The organism is Arthrobacter sp. Ld5 (assembly GCF_051172775.1).
Lineage (GTDB): Bacteria > Actinomycetota > Actinomycetes > Actinomycetales > Micrococcaceae > Arthrobacter_D.
Map to the genome: position 1 here is coordinate 299,576 of NZ_JBPKBO010000024.1, position 19,384 is coordinate 318,959.

Genomic DNA, 19,384 nt, shown 5'->3' on the forward strand with positions numbered 1-19,384 from the left:
GCCGTGAGCTCCCTTCGCTTCCGCTGGCTGGCCCTCGTGGGCCTCGTTGCGGGTCTCGCCGGCTGGCTGGTCACCTGGTTCGCCACGCGCAACGGTTACGGCACGCCGGCCCTCCCGCTGACGTCCCTCGTCACCACGGCGGCGATCATCACCATCACCCTGGTGTTCGGCCGGCGCGTGCTGCGCTGGCGCAACGGCAAGCGCGACCGGCCGCTGGATCCGATCCTCGCCACCCGCACCCTCGTCCTCGCGCAGGCCTGCGCGTACGCCGGCGCGGTGAGCCTCGGCTGGCACGCGGGGATCTTCGTGGACCAGGTGGCGCTCCTGTCGGTCCGCTCCACCACGGCGCCCCTCTGGGGGTCGGTGGCGCTGATGGCGGGCGGAATCGTGATGATTATGGTGGGATTGGTGGTCGAGGACTTCTGCCGGCTCCCGTCCGACGACGACGACGGCACGGGCGCACCGGGTGGGGAGAGCGAGGGGGAGTATGCGTAGGGAACCGATCGACCCGTCGGGGCTCGAGTGGTCCAGGGTGTCGCCGAGGTACCTGAGGGTGCGGGTGCTCGGCTGGCTCATCGGATCGCTGGTCTGGCTGGCCCTGGCCTGCGTGCCGCTCGTGCTGCGCCTCACCGGCGTGTGGGACTCCTTCCCTCCGCTCTGGCTGGCGTGTGCACTGCCTGCCGCCGTCCTCGTCGGCGCGGTGTGGCGGGGGGTGCTCCTCCCGCGCCAGGTCGCGGCCATCGGCTACGCCGAGCGCGACGACGACCTCCTCGTGCGCCACGGCGTGGTCTTCCAGCGCACCATGGTGGTGCCCTACGGCCGGATGCAGTACGTCGACGTCGCCGTCGGCCCCCTCGAGCGGGCCTTCGGGATCTGCACCCTGAAGCTCCACACCGCGTCCCCCGCCACGAACGCCGAGATCCCCGGGCTGCCGACAGACGAGGGCGCGAGGCTGCGGGAGCAGCTGTCCGCACGCGGGCAAGCCCGGCTGGCAGGGCTGTGACGCACCCGCAGCCACCGCAGCCCGGGCCGCACCCCGCGACCGGCGACACCGGCACGCAGGCCGGCACGCAGGCCGGCCCCGGCGAGGGCTGGCTGCGCGTCCACGTCGTCTCCCCGCTCGTGCGCGGCTGGATCGCCCTCGTCGCGATCCTCTACTTCGTGGGCAGGGACTGGTTCGAGGGACTGTTCGGTCCGGCGTCGCGCGAGGGCTCACCCCTGCCCGAGGGGGTCGGGATCCTCGCGGCCGTCGGGGTCCTGCTGGGCGTCGTCACCATCGTCGCCGGCGCGTTCCTCCTGTCCTGGTACTGCACGCGCTACCAGATCACGCGGGACCACGTCCGCGTGCACTCCGGCGTGATCTTCCGCCAGCAGCGGCAGGCGAGGCTGGACAGGGTCCAGGCCATCGACATCGTCCAGCCGTTCCTCGCCCGCGTCTTCGGCCTCGCCGAACTGAAGTTCGAGGTGGCCGACGCCGGGGAGTCCGCGGTCCGGCTCGCCTTCCTCAAGCTCGACGACGCCCGCCGCCTGCGCGCCATGATCCTCGCCCGGGCCGCGGGGGTGGAGCCTGACCCGGAGCGCCCCGACGAGATCGTCGAGGCACCCGAACGCGAGGTGGTGGTGGTCCCGCCCGGCCGGGTCGTCGGATCCACGCTGCTGTCCGGGACGAGCATCGCCCTCGTCGTCGCCACCATCGTGGTCATCACACTCGGCGTGGTGTTCGAGACGCCGATCGTGGCGACGTCCTTCATCCCGATCCTGATCGGCGTGGCAGGGTCCTACTGGTCGTCACTGAGCACGGGGTACAACTTCCGGGCGGCGACCTCCCCCGACGGCCTCCGCCTCCGCTACGGCCTGCTGGACACCCGCGCGCAGACCGTGCCGCCCGGGCGCGTGCAGGCGCTGGGCATCGTGCAGTCGCCCCTGTGGCGGCTCAAGGGGTGGTACCGCGTCACGGCGAACGTCGCAGGGTACGGGGCATCGGCCTCGAACGAGGGGCAGGCGCGGGCCACCCTCCTGCCCGTCGGCACGCGCGACGAGGTGCTGCAGCTCCTCGCCCTCGTCCTGCCCGACCCGGGCACGGACCGTCCCGTCGAGCTCTTCGCCGCGGGGATGGCGGGCCGCGACGGCGGGGAGGGATTCGTCACCACGCCGCGCCGCGCGCGGTGGCTCGCGCCGCTGGCCTGGCGGCGCACCGGCTTCGCGGTGACCGCGACGGCCCTGCTCCTGCGCTCCGGCGTCCTCTGGCGGCGGCTCGCCGTCGTCCCGCACGCGCGGACCCAGTCGCTGGCGATCGAGCAGGGACCCGTGGGACGCCGGTTCCGCGTGGCGGACCTGGTGCTGCACACCACGCCGGGTCCGGTCAGCCCGCGCGTGACGCTCGCCGACGCCGCGACGGCGTGGGACCTGTTCCACGGCCAGGCGGCGCGTGCCGCCGAGGCGCGGCGCCGCAGCGGCCCCGAACAGTGGATGCGACCGCTTCCGGAGGAGTCGGTGCAGCCCGCCCCGCCGTCGGCCCACGGCGTCGCGTCCCCGACCGACGGCCCACCGTCCACGGACCGTTCCCCGAGCGACGGCACGCCGCGCCCGCCCGCGCCCTCGGTCGGTGGCGGAGCCCTCCCCGACGGCGGGCCTCCCTCCGCAGGCACCGGGCACCCGCCCGTGCCGGTGTCGCCGGCGCCCCATCGGGTGATGCCCGTGGCGCCCCGCTACACGCCCGCGCGCAGCACCGCCGAGGAGGCACCCGATGGCCGGCACTGATGCGTCCCGGCGCCCCGGGCGGCTCGGCGTCGGCATCGTGGGTGCCGGCAGGGTCGGCTCCGTGCTGGGCGCCGCCCTGCGCTCGGCCGGGCACGCCGTCGTCGGGGTCTCCGCCGTCTCCGAGGCCAGCCGGGAGCGGGCCGAGAACCTGCTGCCCGGGGTGCCGGTGCTCGAGATCCCGGACATCATCGAGCGGGCCGAACTCGTGCTGCTCGCGGTGCCCGACGACGCCCTGCCGGACCTGGTCGAGGGCCTCGCCCGGCTCGGCGCCTGGCAGGCCGGGCAACTCGTGGTCCACACCTCCGGGCGGTACGGCACCGCCGTCCTGGCGCCGGCCCGTGCGGCGGGCGCCATCCCGCTCGCGATCCACCCGGCGATGACCTTCACCGGGCTCTCGCTCGACCTCGGTCGCCTCCCGGACAGCACGTTCGGGGTCACCGCCCCGGCCGCCGTGCTGCCGATCGCCCAGGCGCTCGTCGTCGAGATGGGCGCCGAGCCGGTGGTCATCGAGGAGGAGTCGCGGGCGCTGTACCACGCGGCCCTGGCGCACGCGTCGAACCACCTCGTCACGATCGCCGCGCAGTCCGCGCAGCTCCTCGCGGACCTCGGCGTCCAGCAGCCGGACCGCCTGCTCGGCCCGCTCATGAAGGCCTCCCTGGAGAACGCGCTGTCCTCGGGGGAGGGCGCCCTGACGGGACCGGTGGCACGCGGTGACGCCGGGACCGTCCGGGCCCACCGCGGGGCGCTCGACGCCCATGACGCGGCGGACACCCGCCAGGCCTACCTCGGCATGGCGCGTGCCACCGCCCTGCGCGCCCTCGAACGCGGTGTACTCACGCCCGCTCAGGCCGAGGCGATCCTCGCGATCCTCGCGGACGCACCGGACGGGCCGTCCGGCCCCGGGCCCGACCCCGGGACCGACGCGTCCGGCGGTCCGGGTGCCTCCGGCGGTCCGGGGGTCCCCGGGGCCGGGCCTTCCTGACTCCTCCCGCACCGGCGGCCCGCAACCGCGCGCCGGCCCTCCATTCCTCCCCGAAGGACCTCCCGTGATCCCGTCCGGACCCGACAGCCCGGCCACCCCGCTCCTCGTCTCCACCCCCGCCGACCTCCGTGTGGCCGCGACCGCCCTGCTGGACGCCGCCCGGTCCCGGGGTGCGGCGGACGATCGGCCCTCGCTCGCCCTCGTCCCCACCATGGGGGGCCTGCATGCCGGCCATGCGGCACTCGCCCGTGCCGCGCGCGCCGCGAACGACGTCGTCGTCGCGTCCGTCTTCGTGAACCCCCTGCAGTTCGGCGACCAGGCCGACCTCGACCGCTACCCCCGCACGCTCGAGGCGGACCTGCGGCTGCTCGGGGCCCAGGGGGTCGACCTCGTGTTCGCCCCGGGCGTGGAGGACATGTACCCCGGCGGGGAGCCGCTGGTCCGGGTGAGTGCCGGCCCCATGGGCCGGCTCTTCGAGGGGGCCTCGCGCCCGGGCCACTTCGACGGCATGCTGACCGTCGTCGCCAAGCTCCTGAACCTCGCGCAGCCCGCCACCCGCGCCCTGTACCGCGCCTATTTCGGCGAGAAGGACGCCCAGCAGCTGGCCCTCATCCGCCGGATGGTGGTGGACCTCAACCTGCCGGTGCAGATCGAGGGCGTACCGATCGTGCGCGACGCCGACGGCCTGGCGCTGTCGAGCCGCAACCGGTTCCTGGCGCCCGACGAACGCGCCGCCGCCCTCGTCCTGTCCCGGGCGCTGGTCGCACTCCGCGAGCGGGCCGAGCGCGGTGGACCGCTCGACCTCGCCGCCGCCCGGGCGCAGATCACCGCCGAGGAGGGGGTGGACCTCGACTACCTCGACGTCGTCGACCCCGCCTCCTTCGCTCCGCCGGGGGAGCCGGGCCCGGAGCCGCACGCGGCCCTCGCCGTCGTCGCCGCCCGGGTGGGTGCCGTCCGGCTGATCGACAACATCCTCCTGCCGGCCCCGCGCTGACGCGCACCGGCACCGGACGCCCGGGCGGGAGCCGTAAACTTGTCTTCCGTGACCCACGACGACATCCTCCCCGCGGACGACCTCAACGAGCAGATGCGCTTCCGGCTGCAGAAGCGCGCAGCCCTGCTCGACGCCGGAACCGAGCCCTACCCGGTCCGGCCCGAGCGCTCGCACTCCCTGGTGGAGATCCGGGAGGAGTTCGCCGGGCTCGAGACGGGGGAGTCGAGCGGGAAGCACGCCGCCGTCGTCGGCCGCGTGGTCTTCCTCCGGAACTCGGGCAAGCTGTGCTTCGCGACCCTCCAGGAAGGCGACGGCACGCGGCTCCAGGTGATGCTGAGCCTCGCCGAGATCGGCGACGGGCGCCTCGCCGAGTGGAAGGCCCTCGTGGACCTCGGCGACCACGTGCAGGTGCACGGCGAGGTCATCAGCTCCCGCCGCGGTGAGCTCTCCATCATGGCCGACTCGTGGACCATGGCGTCCAAGGCCCTCCGCCCGCTGCCCACGCTGCACGCGGGCGTCAACGAGGAGACGCGCGTGCGCCAGCGGTACGTCGACCTCATGGTGCGCGAGGAAGCCCGCCAGATGGTGCGCACGCGCGCCGCCATCACGCGGACCGTCCGGGAGACCCTCAACCGCCGCGACTACATCGAGGTGGAGACGCCCGTCCTCCAGCTCGTCCACGGCGGCGCCACGGCGCGCCCGTTCGCCACGCACCTCAACGCGTTCGACCAGAAGATGACCCTGCGGATCGCCCTCGAGCTGTACCTCAAGCGCGCGGTCGTCGGCGGGATCGACCGCGTCTACGAGATCGGGCGCATCTTCCGCAACGAGGGCGTGGACTCCACGCACAGCCCGGAGTTCACGATGCTCGAGTGCTACGAGGCCTACGCGGACCAGTTCGTCATGGCGGACCGCATGAAGGAGATCATCCTCGCGTGCGCCGACCTGCTCGGCTCGCGCACCATCGAGACGGCGAAGGGCACGATCGAGCTCGACGGCGAGTGGGCGTGGCTCGGCGTCTACCCGGGCCTGTCCTCGGCCGTGGGCCAGGAGGTCACCCCGGACACCCCGGCGGAGGAACTCCGCGCCATCGCCGCGCGCCACGAGGTCTCCCTCGATCCGGCGTGGGGTGCCGAGAAGATCGTGCTCGAGCTGTTCTCGGAGATCGTGGAGCCCACGCTCATCCAGCCGACCTTCGTCTACGACTACCCTCCTTCGGCCCAGCCGCTCGCCCGCCCGCACCGCGACGACCCGCGGCTGATCGAGGCCTGGGACCTGATCATCGGCGGCATGGAGCGCGGAACGGCCTTCTCCGAGCTCATCGACCCGGTCATCCAGCGCGAGCGCCTCACGGAGCAGTCCCGCCAGGCCGCGGCCGGCGACCACGACGCCATGCAGTTGGACGAGGATTTCCTTCGCGCGCTCGAATACGGCGCCCCGCCGATGGGCGGCATCGGGCTCGGGATCGACCGCCTCGTGATGCTTTTCACGAACGTCGGGATTCGCGAGTCCATCCTCTTCCCCATTCTGAAGCCGGAAGGCGGCCAGTAGCCGTGGAATATGTGGCCGTCCTCCTGCCCTCGGTCTGCCTGGCCGTGCTTTTCTACTTCGTGATCAAGGCCATATTCAACGTCGACCGGGCGGAACGGGAGGCCATGGCGCGCGCGGAGGAATTGCAGGACGCAGAGGACGCGCGGAACCGCGGAACCGCGGAAGAGGAAAAGGGCGAGCAGGAGAATTAGTCCACATACAATTGCCCTTCTTTGACCTCGATCTGACGGTGGCGCATAATTGCTTTTGAGCGCATTCACGTCGAGGAATATCAGGAGAGCACCGTGGCACAGAAGGTAAACATTATTCTCATTGACGACATCGACGGCGGAGAAGCCGACGAGACGGTGCGGTTCGGGCTCGACGGCGTGCAGTACGAGATCGACCTCTCGGAGGCGCACGCCTCGGAGCTGCGGTCGGCGCTGTCCGGCTACGTCGACAAGGCCCGCCGCGGCGGGCAGTCGAAGCAGCGCCCGGGCACCTCGGGCGGGTCGTCGTCCCGCAACCAGGATGCCGCCCGGATCCGGGAGTGGGCGAAGGAGAACGGCTACAACGTCTCCGCCCGCGGCCGCGTGAACAGCGAGATCGTCGAGGCCTACCGGGCCGCCCAGCGCTGACCCACTCCGAGAAGGCGCCGGGGCGGAAGGCCTCCGGCGTTATCTCGCCTGTGGCGAACACGCGCCCAAAGCACACCCCGTACCCGTAGCATCGAAATACGCGTTAGCTAGGAGTGTGTGTCTGATGTTCGAGAGATTTACAGATCGTGCCCGTCGTGTTGTTGTGCTGGCCCAGGAAGAGGCCCGCATGCTCAACCACAATTACATCGGCACCGAGCACATCCTGCTTGGCCTGATCCACGAGGGTGAGGGTGTCGCCGCCAAGGCGCTGGAGTCACTCAGCATCTCGCTGGGTGCCGTCCGGGAGCAGGTGCAGGAGATCATCGGCCAGGGCCAGCAGGCCCCGTCCGGTCACATCCCCTTCACGCCCCGCGCCAAGAAGGTCCTGGAGCTGTCCCTGCGGGAGGCCCTCCAGCTCGGCCACAACTACATCGGTACCGAGCACATCCTGCTCGGTCTCATCCGCGAGGGTGAGGGCGTCGCCGCGCAGGTCCTCGTCAAGCTCGGGGCGGACCTCAACCGTGTCCGCCAGCAGGTCATCCAGCTGCTGTCCGGATACCAGGGCAAGGAGCCCGCTGCCGCGGGCGGCCCCCAGCAGGAGGGCACTCCCGCCGGGTCGGTGGTCCTGGACCAGTTCGGCCGCAACCTGACCCAGGCTGCGCGCGAGTCCAAGCTCGACCCCGTGATCGGGCGCGAGCAGGAGATGGAACGCGTCATGCAGGTCCTCTCCCGCCGCACCAAGAACAACCCCGTGCTGATCGGTGAGCCCGGCGTCGGCAAGACCGCCGTCGTCGAGGGCCTCGCCCAGGCGATCGTGCGCGGCGACGTGCCCGAGACCATCAAGGACAAGCAGCTGTACACGCTGGACCTCGGGTCCCTCGTCGCCGGTTCCCGGTACCGTGGTGACTTCGAGGAGCGCCTGAAGAAGGTCCTCAAGGAGATCCGCACACGCGGTGACATCATCCTGTTCATCGACGAGATCCACACCCTCGTCGGGGCAGGTGCCGCCGAAGGCGCCATCGATGCCGCGTCGATCCTGAAGCCCATGCTCGCGCGTGGGGAGCTCCAGACGATCGGTGCGACCACCCTGGACGAGTACCGCAAGCACATCGAGAAGGATGCCGCCCTCGAGCGCCGCTTCCAGCCCATCCAGGTCGCAGAGCCCTCCGTGGCGCATGCGATCGAGATCCTCAAGGGCCTGCGCGACCGCTACGAGGCGCACCACCGCGTCTCGATCACCGACGGCGCGCTCGCCAGCGCGGCGACGCTGGCCGAACGGTACATCTCGGACCGCTTCCTGCCGGACAAGGCGATCGACCTCATCGACGAGGCGGGCGCGCGGCTGCGCATCCGCCGGATGACCGCGCCGCCCGAGCTCAAGGAGATCGACGAGCGCATCGCGGACGTCAAGCGCGAGAAGGAGTCTGCGATCGACTCCCAGGACTTCGAGGGAGCCGCGGCGCTGCGCGACAAGGAGCAGAAGCTCCACGACGAGCGCAGCGAGAAGGAACGCCGCTGGAAGTCGGGCGGACTCGACGACATCGCCGAGGTGGATGAGGAACTCATCGCCGAGGTGCTCGCCAACTCCACCGGCATCCCCGTGTTCAAGCTGACCGAGGCCGAGTCCTCGCGACTGCTCAACATGGAGGCCGAGCTGCACAAGCGGGTCATCGGGCAGAACGAGGCCATCAAGGCCATCTCCCAGGCCATCCGCCGCACGCGGGCCGGCCTCAAGGACCCGAAGCGTCCGGGCGGTTCCTTCATCTTCGCCGGCCCCACCGGCGTGGGTAAGACGGAGCTCGCCAAGGCTCTCGCCGAGTTCCTCTTCGGCGAGGAGGACGCCCTCATCACGCTGGACATGTCCGAGTACTCGGAGAAGCACACCGTCTCCCGGCTCTTCGGTGCCCCTCCGGGCTACGTGGGCTACGAGGAGGGCGGCCAGCTGACCGAGAAGGTCCGCCGCAAGCCGTTCTCCGTGGTGCTCTTCGACGAGGTGGAGAAGGCGCACGCCGACCTCTTCAACTCGCTCCTCCAGATCCTGGAGGACGGACGCCTGACGGACAGCCAGGGCCGCATGGTGGACTTCAAGAACACGGTGATCATCATGACCACCAACCTCGGCACGCGGGACATCTCGAAGGGCGTCATGACGGGCTTCCAGTCCGGCACCGACACCAGCACGAGCTACAACCGGATGAAGGCCAAGGTCCAGGAGGAGCTCAAGCAGCACTTCCGCCCGGAGTTCCTCAACCGTGTGGACGACACCGTGGTGTTCCCGCAGCTCACGCAGGACGAGATCGTCCAGATCGTGGACCTGTTCCTCGAGCGCCTGGGCGGACGCATGGCCGACAAGGGCATGACGATCGAGCTCACGCCGGCGGCCAAGGTGCTCCTCGCGACCCGCGGCTACGACCCCGCGATGGGTGCGCGGCCGTTGCGCCGCACCATCCAGCGCGAGATCGAGGACCAGCTCTCCGAGAAGATCCTGTTCGGCGAGATCAAGTCGGGCGAGCGGATCGACATCGACGTGGAGGGCGAGGGCGTGGACGCACGCTTCACCTTCACCGGACACGGCGCACCCAAGGAGATCGAGGACGCCCCGGCAGCCATCGAGGCGACCGTCCCCGAGTAGCACCGGCTCGCACTCCGGCACCCGAACCCGCCCTGGACCACCAGGGCGGGTTCGTCGTCTCCGGGGTTCCCACAGCCGTTGGGTGCCCGTGGCAACGGATTCGTCCCTGAGTGAACGCCTGTGACCCGAGCCACAGGCGGTGGTAGAGATGAGGCATGACCACCCCCTTCTCATCCCTCGACGACTTCGTCGGACTGCCCCGCCAGAGCGGGCTCGTCCTCAACGCGGAGGGCACGCGGCTCGTGACCTCCCTGGCCACCCTCAACCCCAAGAAGACCGCCTACCAGACGGCGCTCTGGGAGATCGACCCCGCCGGGGAGCAGCCGGCCCGGCGTCTCACGCGCAGCTCCGCCGGCGAATCCGGGGCGGCGTTCCTCGTGAGCGGCGATCTGCTGTTCACTTCGTCCAGGCCGGACCCGGACGACGCCGACGGCGAGAAGCGCGCGGCCCTCTGGCGCCTCCCGGCCGCGGGTGGGGAGGCCTCCCTCGTGCTGACCCGCGCGGGCGGCGTGGCCGGGGTGGCGACGGCGGAGGCGGCCGACGTCGTCGTCGTGACCGGTGATGTCCTCGCCGGATCCGCGAACGAGGACGACGACGCCGCGCGCCGGAAGTCCCGCAAGGAGTCCGGCGTCGCCGCCATCCTGCATTCCGGGTACCCCGTCCGCTACTGGGACGCCGACCTCGGGCCCGACGAGCCGCGCTACTTCGGGCTCGATGGCCTGGACGGCGAGGTGTCGCTGGACGACCTCGTCCCGTCCGCGCGCAGCGGCCTCAGAGATGCCCATCCCGTGCTCGCCCCCGACGGGACCGCGCTGTTCTCCTCCCTCACTCTGCCGGAGGAGCGCGGCTCCCAGCGCTCTGTACTCGTCCGCGTCGACATCGCCACCAAGGAACTCACCGTCCTCCTCGACGACCTCGGGAACGACTACTCGCCGGGGCCCGTCAGCCCCGACGGACGCTTCCTCGCCGTCGTCCGGGACCGGCGTACCACGGCGGCGCTCGCGCCACGGACCAGCCTGCTGCTGCTCCCGCTGGACGGCGGGGACCCCACGGTCCTGGCGGAGGACTGGGACCGCTGGCCGTCGCCCGCGGCCTGGCTGCCCGACGGATCGGCCCTCCTGGTGACGGCCGACGACGACGGTGCCGCGCCGGTCTTTCTCATCGACGTCGCCTCGGGCACCGTGCGGCGGGTGACGGAGGACGCCGCCGCCTATACGGACGTCAGCGTGTCCCCCGACGGCGCCACCGCCTACGCGCTGCGCAGCTCCTACCTCTTCCCGGCGGAGGCGGTCCGCATCGACCTCGCGACCGGCCGCACGGAGCGCCTGCACAACCCGGCCGAGCGCCCCGCACTGCCCGGCACGCTCGAGCGGATCGAGTCCGTCGGTGAGGACGGCCAGCCCGTCAGGTCCTGGCTCGTGCTCCCGGAGGGGGCCTCGGCGGATCGCCCGGCGCCGGCCCTGCTCTGGATCCACGGCGGGCCGATCGGCTCGTGGAACGCCTGGACCTGGCGCTGGTCGCCGTGGATCATGGCGGCCCGCGGCTACGCCGTCCTGCTGCCCGATCCGGCGCTCTCCACCGGGTACGGCCAGCACATGGTGGACCGCGGATGGGGTCAGTGGGGGCGCGCCCCCTACACGGACCTGATGGCCGCCACGGACACCCTCGTGGCGCGCGAGGACATCGACCCGACGCGGGTCGCGGCGATGGGCGGCAGCTTCGGCGGCTACATGGCGAACTGGGTGGCCGGGCACACCGACCGCTTCGCGGCGATCGTCACCCATGCCAGCCTCTGGGCGCTCGACCAATTCGGCCCCACCACGGACGCGGCCTTCTACTGGGAGCGGGAGATGACGCCCGCGGCGAGGGAGGAGAACTCCCCGCACCACCACGTGGCGGAGATCGCAACGCCGATGCTCGTCATCCACGGGGACAAGGACTACCGCGTGCCCATCGGGGAGGGGCTCCGGCTCTGGTACGAACTGCTGTCGCAGTCGAAGCTCGCCGCCGGCGAGGGCGGCGAGACGCCGCACCGCTTCCTCTACTTCCCCGACGAGAACCACTGGATCCTGAAGCCCCAGCACGCCCGGATCTGGTACGGGGTCGTCGAGGCGTTCCTCGCCACCCATCTCCTCGGGGAGGAGCGCGCGCTGCCGCCCGAGCTCGGACTGTAGGCCCCGCGCGTGGGGGGCCTCCCCCCACGCGCGGCACGGGTCGGAGACCACGCACCGCCACCTCTGGACAACTTTTCTACAGGGCGTAGAATATCTGCAAGCTCCGCGTGGAACGGGCCACTTTCCGGGTTCACCGGGGTGCAGGGTTCACTGCTTTCATCCCGTCCGAAGGAGCACGTCCATGATTCCTGACGCCCTCACGCAGGGCCAATTCGATACGGTCTACAACTTCCTGTCGCTCGTCATCGCAGCCCAGTTGTTCACCGCACTCTTCCTGATCCTCGCTCTCCAGCGAGTCCTGCCCCGATACCGGCAGGCACTGATCATCGCTGCCGTGGTCTGCGGCATCGCGGCGTACCACTACTTCCGCATCTTCGACTCGTTCAGGGACGCCTTCGTCACGGACGCCGTCGGAGGCCGCGGCACCTACGTGCAGGCTCCCGGGGCCTCGTTCAACGAGGGCTACCGCTACGTCGACTGGCTGCTGACGGTCCCGCTCCTGCTCGTGGAACTCATCGCCGTGCTGGCCCTGGCGGCCGCGGTGCAGAGGAAGCTGCTGTGGAAGCTGATCCCCGCCGCGACCCTGATGATCCTCCTGGGGTACCCCGGGGAAATCAGCACGACCGACGGGGCCCGCGTGCTGTGGGGCGTGCTCTCCACCCTCCCGTTCCTGTACATCCTGTACGTGCTGTTCGTCGAGCTGACCAAGTCCCTCGACCGGCAGCCCGCCGGCGTCAAGTCCCTGATCAGCCAGCTGCGGATCCTGCTCCTGGTCAGCTGGCTCGTCTACCCGGTGGCCTACGCCCTGCCGCTGCTGGGCATCTCGGGCGCAGACGCCTGGGTGCTCAAACAGGCCGGGTACTCCCTCGCGGACATCGCGGCCAAGGCGGTCTACGCACTGATCATCTACCGCCTGGCGAAGCTGAAGTCCTACGCGGACGATCCTGCGTTCGCCGCGCTCGAAGGGCATGTCGAGGACGACGACCTGCAGCCCGGACGCCGCAGCGCCGTAGCGCAACCCGTGCGGGCGCAGCGTCGCGAAGCGGACGAACTGGCCTGACCTCAGGACCCCGCGGCCTGGTCGCAGGACCGGGCAGGCCCGACCGGGAACCCCGGTCGGGCCTGCTGCGTGGTGGGGGCTCAGTAGAGTGGGGTGAATGACCGAGCCCTTCACCATCCGCCCCGCCCGCACGTCGGACGTCCCCGCGATCAAGGCCCTCGTCGGGCCGCTCGCCGAGGAGCGCGTCCTCATGGCCAAGGAGACGGTGGCGTACTACGAGGGCCTGCCCGAGTTCAGGATCGCGGAGTCCGACGGCGGTGAGATCCTCGGCTGCGGAGCGCTGCACGTGATGTGGGAGGACCTGGCGGAGGTGCGCACGCTGGTGACCTCACCCGCGGCCCGGGGGCAGGGTGTGGGGCACGCGCTGGTGGAACGGCTGCTGGAGGAGGCCCGGGCTTTCGGCGTCAGCAGGGTCTTCTGCCTGACGTTCGAGGTCGGTTTCTTCCGTCGTCACGGGTTCGAGGTCATGGCCGACCAGTCCGCCGTGGACCCCCGCGTCTACTCCGAACTCCTCCGGTCCCACGACGAGGGGGTTGCAGAGTTCCTCGACCTCGCACGCGTCAAGCCGAACACCCTCGGCAACACCCGCATGATCCGGGAGCTGTGACCCGCCCGCGCCGCGCACTGGCCTTCCAGCCGTGCGGGAGGATACGGTAAGACAGCTTAGTGTTCCTTAGGGATGCCGGGCAGGCCATCGGAACCGGTGGCCGTACACCGAGTTGAAGGAGGTCCGAATCATGGGACTGGATGACAAGATCGGGAACAAGGGCGAAGACCTCGGCGGCAAAGTCAAGGAAGGCCTCGGCAAGGCGACCGGCAACGAGAACCTGGAGGCCGAGGGCCACAAGGACCAGGCCAGTTCGAGCCTCAAGGACGCCGGCGAGAACGTCAAGGACGCGTTCAAGCGCGACTGATGCATTGCGGGCCGCCCCCATGGGGCGGTCCCACCACCTGAGGGAGGGAGCCCGTCCGGGCCCCTCCCTCAGGCGTTCCACCGGGTGGGAACGGGCCACACCGACCTATAGGCAGGGGCAGGAACGGGCGGTAACGTTCACAGTGGCCGGCGTGGTCCATGTGAGGCGGGCTGCAGGCTGTCAAATGTCCGTTCGCAGTCAAGGAGCAGCGTCATGAAGAAGCTCATCAATGACCCCAAGGCCGTGGTCGACGAGTCGGTCGAAGGATTCGGCATCGCGCACGCCGACCTCGTCACCGTCCATCCCGCGCCCCTGTTCATCACCCGCAAGGACGCCCCCGTCCAGGGCAAGGTCGGCCTGGTCTCCGGCGGCGGCAGCGGCCACGAACCGCTCCACGCGGGGTTCGTGGGACGCGGCATGCTCGACGCCGCCGTCCCGGGCGCCGTGTTCACCTCCCCCACCCCCGACCAGATCATCCCGGCGACCACGGCGGTCGACGGCGGTGCGGGCGTCCTGCACATCGTGAAGAACTACACCGGGGACGTCCTCAACTTCGAGACCGCGGCGGAGATGGCTGAGGCGGAGGGCGTCACGGTCCGGTCCGTCGTCGTGAACGACGACGTCGCCGTCGAGGACTCCCTGTACACCGCGGGCCGGCGCGGCGTCGGGGGGACCGTCTTCGTGGAGCGGCTCGCCGGTGCTGCAGCCGAGCGGGGGGACGACCTCGACGGCGTGACCGCCGTGGCGCAGCGCGTCATCGACAACGTCCGTTCCATGGGCGTGGCCCTGGCGGCCTGCACCGTGCCGCACGCGGGTGTGCCCAGCTTCGACCTCTCCGAGGAGGAGATCGAGATCGGGATCGGCATCCACGGGGAGCCCGGGCGGCACCGGATCGCGATGGAGAACGCGGACGGCATCACGCAGCGGCTCCTGGACCCCATCGTCGCGGACCTCAAGCTCGCCTCCGGTGACCGCACCATCGTGATGGTGAACGGCATGGGCGGGACACCCGCCAGCGAGCTGTACATCGTGTTCCGGAAGGTCGCGCAGCTCCTCGAGGGGCTCGGCGTGAGCATCGACCGCTCCCTCGTCGGCAACTACATCACGGCGCTCGAGATGCAGGGGGCGTCGCTGACCATCCTGCGGGCCGACGACGAGATGCTCGAGCTCTGGGACTCGCCCGTGCACACCGCCGCACTGCGCTGGGGGGCGTGAGGATGGCGCAACCCCTGGACACCCGGTGGGCCGTCCTGTGGATCCACGAGGCGGCCCGCGTCGTCGCGGAGAACCGCACCCGCCTGATCGAACTCGACCGGGCCATCGGGGACGCCGACCACGGCGAGAACATGGACCGGGGCTTCAGCGCCGTCGTGGCGAAGCTGGATGCCGGGGAGGCCCCCGGGACGCCGGCAGCGGTGCTCAAGCAGGTCGCGATGACGCTGATGTCCACCGTCGGAGGGGCCGCAGGACCCCTGTACGGGACGGCGTTCCTGCGGGCCGCGACGGCCCTGGGAGAGGCGGAGCAGATCGACGCCGCGGCGGCTGCCGGCATGATCAGGGCCGCCCGCGACGGCATCGTCGCGCGGGGGAAGGCGGAGGTCGGGGACAAGACCATGGTCGACGCCTGGACCCCCGCCACCGATGCGGCAGGGACCGCGGCCCAGGCCGGGGCGACCGCAGCCGAGGTCCTGGCGGCGGCGGCCGCCGCCGCGCGCACCGGGGCCGTCGCGACGGAACCGCTGGTCGCCCGGAAGGGCAGGGCCAGCTACCTCGGCGAACGCAGTGCCGGGCATCGGGATCCGGGCGCGGAGTCGACGGCCCTCCTCCTGGAGGTCGCCGCGGAGACCGCCGGCGGACGGTCGGCATGAGCGTAGGCCTCGTCATCGTGTCGCACAGCGAGAAGATCGCGGAGGGGGTCGTCGACCTCGCCGCACAGATGGCGCCCGACGTCGTCCTCGCCGCCGCCGGGGGAACGGGCGACGGCGCCGGACCCGCGCGGATCGGCACGAGCTTCGACCGGGTCCAGGCTGCGATCGCGGAGGCGGACGGCGGTGACGGCGTCGTGATCCTCACGGATCTGGGCTCCGCCGTCATGACGGCGGAGATGGTGCTCGAGTTCCTCGACCCCGAGGCGCGCGAGCGGGTCCGCCTCGCCGAGGCGGCCCTCGTGGAGGGGGCCGTCGCCGCCGCGGTGCAGGCGCAGGGCGGATCCGCGCTGGAGGAGGTCGTGCGGGCAGCCGAGGGTGCCGTCGTCTCCATCCGGCCCGAGGAGCTCGAGCCCTTCGTGACGCACGCCGCGGCGGCGCCGGGCGCGGGTCCGTCGTCGCCGGTTCCGCCCGGCCCCGCGACGGAGGGGGAGCCGGGCGTGACGGCCCGTGGCTCGTGGACGCTCCCGAACCAGATGGGCCTGCACGCCCGGCCGGCGGCCATGCTCGCCACCGCGCTCGCGGACCTCGACGCGGAGGTTACCGTGAACGGCGTCGACGGCAAGTCGGTCATGCTCCTGATGAGCCTCGGCCTCGGTCAGGGCCGCACGATCACGGTCGAGGCCACCGGCCCCGACGCGCAGGAGGCGGTGGACCTCGTCGGCCGTGAGGTCGAGGTGGGGTTCGGCGAGCCGACCTGAGACCGTCCCCCGCGCTCGCGGGGACCGCTCAGCCCGGCAGCCGGACCCCGTCGGCCCGTTCCTCGGCGAGCCCGTCGGCCAGCAGGCCCGCGAGGGCGCGTTCGAGCTGCTCGGCCGGGGCCTGCAGTCCGTGCAGGGCCGCCAGGGGTCCCGGCAGGACGGCGGCGGTGCCTCCGGCGGACGCCATGGTGAGGTCGACGGGCGTGTCCAGCAGGAGCGACCGCGGGATCGGGGCGTCACTGTGCCGCAGCACGGCGACGATGGCGCCGCGCACCTGCCGGTCCGTCCCGGCCCACGCCTGGCCCCTGGGGACGTAGTCGGGGGCCGGCCGCCCGGCCGCCACCCAGGCGCAGGCGTCCAGCACGGGACAGGCGGAGCACTGCGGGGCCCGGGCCGTGCAGACCACGGCTCCGAGCTCCATCACGGCGGCGTTCCAGCGGACGGAGAGCGCCTCGTCGTGCGGCAGGAGGGCTGCCGCGCGCTGCGTCTCGGCGGCCGTCAGCGCCGGCGCGGGCAGCGCGCTGCCCGCGAAGAGGCGCGCGTGGACCCGGCGGATGTTCGTGTCGACGACGGTCTCGCGCCGTCCGAACGCGAAGGCCGCCACGGCGGCGGCGGTGTAGGTGCCCACCCCTGGCAGGGCCAGGAGGTCGTCGTAGGTCGCGGGGACCGCGCCGCCGTGACGCTCGACCACGGCCGTGGCCGCCGCGTGGAGGCGCAGGGCGCGCCGGGGGTAGCCGAGGCGCCCCCAGTGCCGGACGGCGCTGCCGGAGGGCTCCGCTGCGAGGTCCGCGGGGGAGGGCCAGCGGTCGAGCCACTCGTGCCAGACCGGGAGGACCCGGACCACGGGGGTCTGCTGCAGCATGACCTCGCTGACGAGGATGCCCCAGGGGGAACAGGTGGCCTCCCGCCACGGCAGGTCGCGGGCCGATCCGGCGAACCAGTCCGTCACCCGGCGGTGCAGCTCGGGCAGGGTGGGCGGCGCGTCGTCGACCGCGTCCGCCGGTCTCCGTGGGACGGCCGACGCCGCAGTACCGGGGGTCATGGGGTGCTCCTGGGGTCTCGTCGTGACTACTCTATCCACCGGCGTGGTGCCCGGAGGAACGCGGAACCCCCTAGCCTTGATGGATGGCATCAACGGATCACGGCACCGGCGGACCGACAGGCGGCGGGCGGCGGCCCAGCCCGAGGGTGTACCGGCGGCGCCGCCTGGCGGTGGCCGTCCTCGTGCTCGTCGTCGTCGCCGCGCTCGCGGTCGGGGCTGCCGTCGTGGCGGGTCTCTTCGGGCGGGAGGACACCGCGGGTGGACCACCTCCCGGGGGATCGGAGTCCTCGCCGACGGGCCCGGCCTATTCGGCGAGCCGGACCCCGCCGAGCCCGGGTGCGTCTCCGTCCCGATCGTCGGCCGCTGCCACCGCCGCCCCGAGCCCGTCCGCGGACCGCTGCGATCCGGACGCCGTGGTGGTCGTCGCCGAGACCGATGAGCGCACCTACTCCCCGGAGGAGACCCCGGTCCTGTCCCTGGTCATCCGCAACGGCGGGACCACCCCGTGCACGGTGAACGTGGGGACCTCGCAGATGGAGTTCGTCCTCACCCGGGGCGACGACCGCGTGTTCTCGTCGATCGACTGCCAGGAGTCCTCGGAGGATCTCGATCGCGTCATCGAACCGGATGGAGAGGAGCGGGCGACGTTCGAGTGGGCACGCAACTCCACGGTGCCCGGGTGCACCGTCGTGGAGGAGGAGCCGGTCGAGGGCACCTACACCCTGACCACGCGACTGGGGACGAGGAGTAGCGACCCCGTGACCTTCACGCTGCAGTAGGCCGCGGGCCGCCCGCTGCGGCGGATCTAGATGAAGCGGTCGAGGAGGCTCGTCTCCGCGATGCGCGACAACCCCTCACGGACCGTGCGGGCGCGCTGCTCGCCGATGCCGTCGACCGCCATGAGGTCCTCGATGTTGGCCGCCATGAGGTTCTGCAGTCCGTCGAAGTGTTCCACCAGCCGTTTCGCCACGGCGGGCGGCATCGCCTTGATGCCGGAGAGCAGCCGGTAGCCCTTGGGCTGGATGACCGCCTCCAGTGAATCCAGCGACGGGTTGAAGCCCAGCACGCTGGCGATGGTGCCCAGGTCGATGAGGTCCGTCGAGCTGAACCCCTGCAGCGTCGCCACGCGCTCCTCGACCGGCGCCGTGCTGCTGCCGAGGTCCATGTAGTCGCGCAGCACCATCTCGCTGCCGGGCCCGAGGCCCGTGGTCAGCTCCTCCACCTGCAGGGACAGCAGGCGCCCGTCCACGCCGAGTTCCAGCACGTACTGGGAGATCTCCTCGGAGATCCTGCGCACCATCTCCTGGCGCTGGAGGGTGACGGCGACGTCACGCACCGTGACCATCGCCTCGATCTCGAGGGCGGACAGGGAGTTGGTCACCTGGTCCAGGCGCGCGCGGTACCGCTCGAGGGTGGCCAGCGCCTGGTTGGCGCGGGCGAGCACCGGTTCGGAACCCTCGAGCACATGGCGGAGGCCGTCGATGTACAGGGCGATGATCTGCATGGACTGGCTGACGCTGATCACCGGGAGGCCGGTCTGCTTCGCGACCCGCTCCGCGGTCCGGTGGCGTGTCCCGGACTCCTGCGTCTCGATGGTGTGGTCCGGCACCAGCTGCACCGCGGCGCGGAGGATCTTGCCGGCGTCCTTGTCGCAGACGATCGCCCCGTCCATCTTCGCCAGTTCGCGCAGACGGGTGGGGGAGAACTCGATCCCGATGTCGAAGCCGCCGGAGCAGATGGAATCCACCGTGCGGTCGAAGCCGAGGACGATCAGCGCGCCGGTCCGTCCCCTCAGGATCCGCTCGAGACCGTCGCGGAGCTGCGTGCCCGGGGCTACTCTGGCGAGGGTGGCTTTGAGCGAGTCCTCCGGACTACGAACCATGGCCTATCCTTTCACCGCCCGCGCTGTTGGAGCCCGGCGCAGTCGGGCGGCCGCCGTCGGTCCTCGGACGGCGTGCAGCGGCTCCCGACGGAACGCCAGGGCCGGGTTCCATACTACTGGCGCGCCGAATCCCCCGCCGCCGTCGTCGGT

General features: G+C 71.7%; 19 protein-coding genes. 17 read left to right on the forward strand and 2 right to left on the reverse strand.

The features are described from left to right. Positions 1-3: 3 nt before the first annotated feature. The 16 genes from ACSGDB_RS14400 (at position 4) to dhaM (ending at position 16,310) form a co-directional block, all read left to right on the forward strand. Positions 4-495 (forward strand): DUF3180 domain-containing protein, encoded by a 492-nt coding sequence (locus tag ACSGDB_RS14400; RefSeq protein WP_434995565.1) that lies wholly within the window; start codon positions 4-6, stop codon positions 493-495. After that, positions 488-1,003 carry a PH domain-containing protein gene (locus ACSGDB_RS14405; protein ID WP_434995567.1) on the forward strand — a complete coding sequence of 172 codons (516 nt, stop codon included), beginning with the start codon at positions 488-490 and terminating at the stop codon, positions 1,001-1,003. The genes ACSGDB_RS14400 and ACSGDB_RS14405 overlap by 8 nt, the downstream gene beginning before the upstream one ends. Further along, positions 1,000-2,760, forward strand: a complete 1,761-nt coding sequence (locus ACSGDB_RS14410; protein ID WP_434995568.1) for a PH domain-containing protein — start codon at positions 1,000-1,002, stop codon at positions 2,758-2,760. The genes ACSGDB_RS14405 and ACSGDB_RS14410 overlap by 4 nt, the downstream gene beginning before the upstream one ends. After that, entirely contained in the window at positions 2,747-3,742 is a 996-nt protein-coding gene (locus ACSGDB_RS14415; protein ID WP_434995570.1) for a Rossmann-like and DUF2520 domain-containing protein, read from the forward strand. The genes ACSGDB_RS14410 and ACSGDB_RS14415 overlap by 14 nt, the downstream gene beginning before the upstream one ends. 64 nt (positions 3,743-3,806) lie before the next feature. Then, positions 3,807-4,736 (forward strand): pantoate--beta-alanine ligase, encoded by a 930-nt coding sequence (gene panC, locus ACSGDB_RS14420; RefSeq protein WP_434995571.1) that lies wholly within the window; start codon positions 3,807-3,809, stop codon positions 4,734-4,736. 48 nt (positions 4,737-4,784) lie between these two features. After that, the gene (gene lysS, locus ACSGDB_RS14425; protein ID WP_434995572.1) at positions 4,785-6,287 is read left to right on the forward strand and encodes a lysine--tRNA ligase; all 1,503 of its coding nucleotides are present in this window, start codon (positions 4,785-4,787) and stop codon (positions 6,285-6,287) included. Between the two features lie 2 nt (positions 6,288-6,289). Then, positions 6,290-6,478, forward strand: a complete 189-nt coding sequence (locus ACSGDB_RS14430; protein ID WP_434995573.1) for a hypothetical protein — start codon at positions 6,290-6,292, stop codon at positions 6,476-6,478. Positions 6,479-6,571: 93 nt separating this feature from the next. After that, positions 6,572-6,904, forward strand: coding sequence for a histone-like nucleoid-structuring protein Lsr2 (locus tag ACSGDB_RS14435; RefSeq protein ID WP_434995574.1), 333 nt, complete (start codon positions 6,572-6,574; stop codon positions 6,902-6,904). 124 nt (positions 6,905-7,028) lie between these two features. Then, on the forward strand, positions 7,029-9,536 hold the full coding sequence (locus ACSGDB_RS14440) for an ATP-dependent Clp protease ATP-binding subunit (protein ID WP_434995575.1): 2,508 nt from the start codon (positions 7,029-7,031) through the stop codon (positions 9,534-9,536). Positions 9,537-9,691: 155 nt separating this feature from the next. Beyond that, positions 9,692-11,710, forward strand: a complete 2,019-nt coding sequence (locus ACSGDB_RS14445; RefSeq protein WP_434995577.1) for a S9 family peptidase — start codon at positions 9,692-9,694, stop codon at positions 11,708-11,710. Between the two features lie 181 nt (positions 11,711-11,891). Then, on the forward strand, positions 11,892-12,770 hold the full coding sequence (locus ACSGDB_RS14450; protein ID WP_434995579.1) for a bacteriorhodopsin-like: 879 nt from the start codon (positions 11,892-11,894) through the stop codon (positions 12,768-12,770). 97 nt (positions 12,771-12,867) lie between these two features. Further along, complete coding sequence (locus tag ACSGDB_RS14455) at positions 12,868-13,377, forward strand: amino-acid N-acetyltransferase (protein WP_434995582.1); 510 nt, start codon at positions 12,868-12,870, stop codon at positions 13,375-13,377. Between the two features lie 130 nt (positions 13,378-13,507). Next, positions 13,508-13,684 carry a CsbD family protein gene (locus tag ACSGDB_RS14460; protein ID WP_434995583.1) on the forward strand — a complete coding sequence of 59 codons (177 nt, stop codon included), beginning with the start codon at positions 13,508-13,510 and terminating at the stop codon, positions 13,682-13,684. Positions 13,685-13,897: 213 nt separating this feature from the next. Next, positions 13,898-14,899: a dihydroxyacetone kinase subunit DhaK gene (gene dhaK / locus ACSGDB_RS14465; RefSeq protein WP_434995584.1), complete on the forward strand. Its 1,002-nt coding sequence runs from the start codon at positions 13,898-13,900 to the stop codon at positions 14,897-14,899. 2 nt (positions 14,900-14,901) lie between these two features. Then, positions 14,902-15,552 carry a dihydroxyacetone kinase subunit DhaL gene (gene dhaL, locus ACSGDB_RS14470; RefSeq protein WP_434995585.1) on the forward strand — a complete coding sequence of 217 codons (651 nt, stop codon included), beginning with the start codon at positions 14,902-14,904 and terminating at the stop codon, positions 15,550-15,552. After that, positions 15,549-16,310, forward strand: coding sequence for a dihydroxyacetone kinase phosphoryl donor subunit DhaM (gene dhaM / locus ACSGDB_RS14475; RefSeq protein WP_434995586.1), 762 nt, complete (start codon positions 15,549-15,551; stop codon positions 16,308-16,310). The genes dhaL and dhaM overlap by 4 nt, the downstream gene beginning before the upstream one ends. 28 nt (positions 16,311-16,338) lie before the next feature. On the opposite strand, the gene ACSGDB_RS14480 is transcribed toward dhaM, so the two are convergent. Beyond that, on the reverse strand, positions 16,339-17,352 hold the full coding sequence (locus ACSGDB_RS14480; protein ID WP_434995588.1) for an A/G-specific adenine glycosylase: 1,014 nt from the start codon (positions 17,350-17,352) through the stop codon (positions 16,339-16,341). An 83-nt stretch (positions 17,353-17,435) separates the two neighbouring features. Here ACSGDB_RS14480 and ACSGDB_RS14485 point away from each other — a divergent pair, with 83 nt between their 5' ends. Beyond that, positions 17,436-18,131: a hypothetical protein gene (locus ACSGDB_RS14485; RefSeq protein ID WP_434995589.1), complete on the forward strand. Its 696-nt coding sequence runs from the start codon at positions 17,436-17,438 to the stop codon at positions 18,129-18,131. Between the two features lie 26 nt (positions 18,132-18,157). Here the strand turns inward: ACSGDB_RS14485 and disA are convergent, their stop codons facing one another. Beyond that, positions 18,158-19,234: a DNA integrity scanning diadenylate cyclase DisA gene (gene disA / locus ACSGDB_RS14490; RefSeq protein WP_434995590.1), complete on the reverse strand. Its 1,077-nt coding sequence runs from the start codon at positions 19,232-19,234 to the stop codon at positions 18,158-18,160. Between the last annotated feature and the right edge of the window lie 150 nt (positions 19,235-19,384).

What these genes read in the sequence shown, in the direction of transcription:
- dhaL (WP_434995585.1), top strand. Translation starts at nt 14,902, where the DNA reads ATGGCGCAACCCCTGGACACCCGGTGGGCCGTCCTGTGGATCCACGAG.
- dhaM (WP_434995586.1), top strand. Translation starts at nt 15,549, where the DNA reads ATGAGCGTAGGCCTCGTCATCGTGTCGCACAGCGAGAAGATCGCGGAG.
- dhaK (WP_434995584.1), top strand. Translation starts at nt 13,898, where the DNA reads ATGAAGAAGCTCATCAATGACCCCAAGGCCGTGGTCGACGAGTCGGTC.
- ACSGDB_RS14440 (WP_434995575.1), top strand. Translation starts at nt 7,029, where the DNA reads ATGTTCGAGAGATTTACAGATCGTGCCCGTCGTGTTGTTGTGCTGGCC.
- ACSGDB_RS14485 (WP_434995589.1), top strand. Translation starts at nt 17,436, where the DNA reads ATGGCATCAACGGATCACGGCACCGGCGGACCGACAGGCGGCGGGCGG.
- ACSGDB_RS14480 (WP_434995588.1), bottom strand. Translation starts at nt 17,352, where the DNA reads ATGACCCCCGGTACTGCGGCGTCGGCCGTCCCACGGAGACCGGCGGAC.
- ACSGDB_RS14455 (WP_434995582.1), top strand. Translation starts at nt 12,868, where the DNA reads ATGACCGAGCCCTTCACCATCCGCCCCGCCCGCACGTCGGACGTCCCC.
- ACSGDB_RS14445 (WP_434995577.1), top strand. Translation starts at nt 9,692, where the DNA reads ATGACCACCCCCTTCTCATCCCTCGACGACTTCGTCGGACTGCCCCGC.
- ACSGDB_RS14460 (WP_434995583.1), top strand. Translation starts at nt 13,508, where the DNA reads ATGGGACTGGATGACAAGATCGGGAACAAGGGCGAAGACCTCGGCGGC.
- ACSGDB_RS14415 (WP_434995570.1), top strand. Translation starts at nt 2,747, where the DNA reads ATGGCCGGCACTGATGCGTCCCGGCGCCCCGGGCGGCTCGGCGTCGGC.
- ACSGDB_RS14405 (WP_434995567.1), top strand. Translation starts at nt 488, where the DNA reads ATGCGTAGGGAACCGATCGACCCGTCGGGGCTCGAGTGGTCCAGGGTG.
- disA (WP_434995590.1), bottom strand. Translation starts at nt 19,234, where the DNA reads ATGGTTCGTAGTCCGGAGGACTCGCTCAAAGCCACCCTCGCCAGAGTA.
- ACSGDB_RS14450 (WP_434995579.1), top strand. Translation starts at nt 11,892, where the DNA reads ATGATTCCTGACGCCCTCACGCAGGGCCAATTCGATACGGTCTACAAC.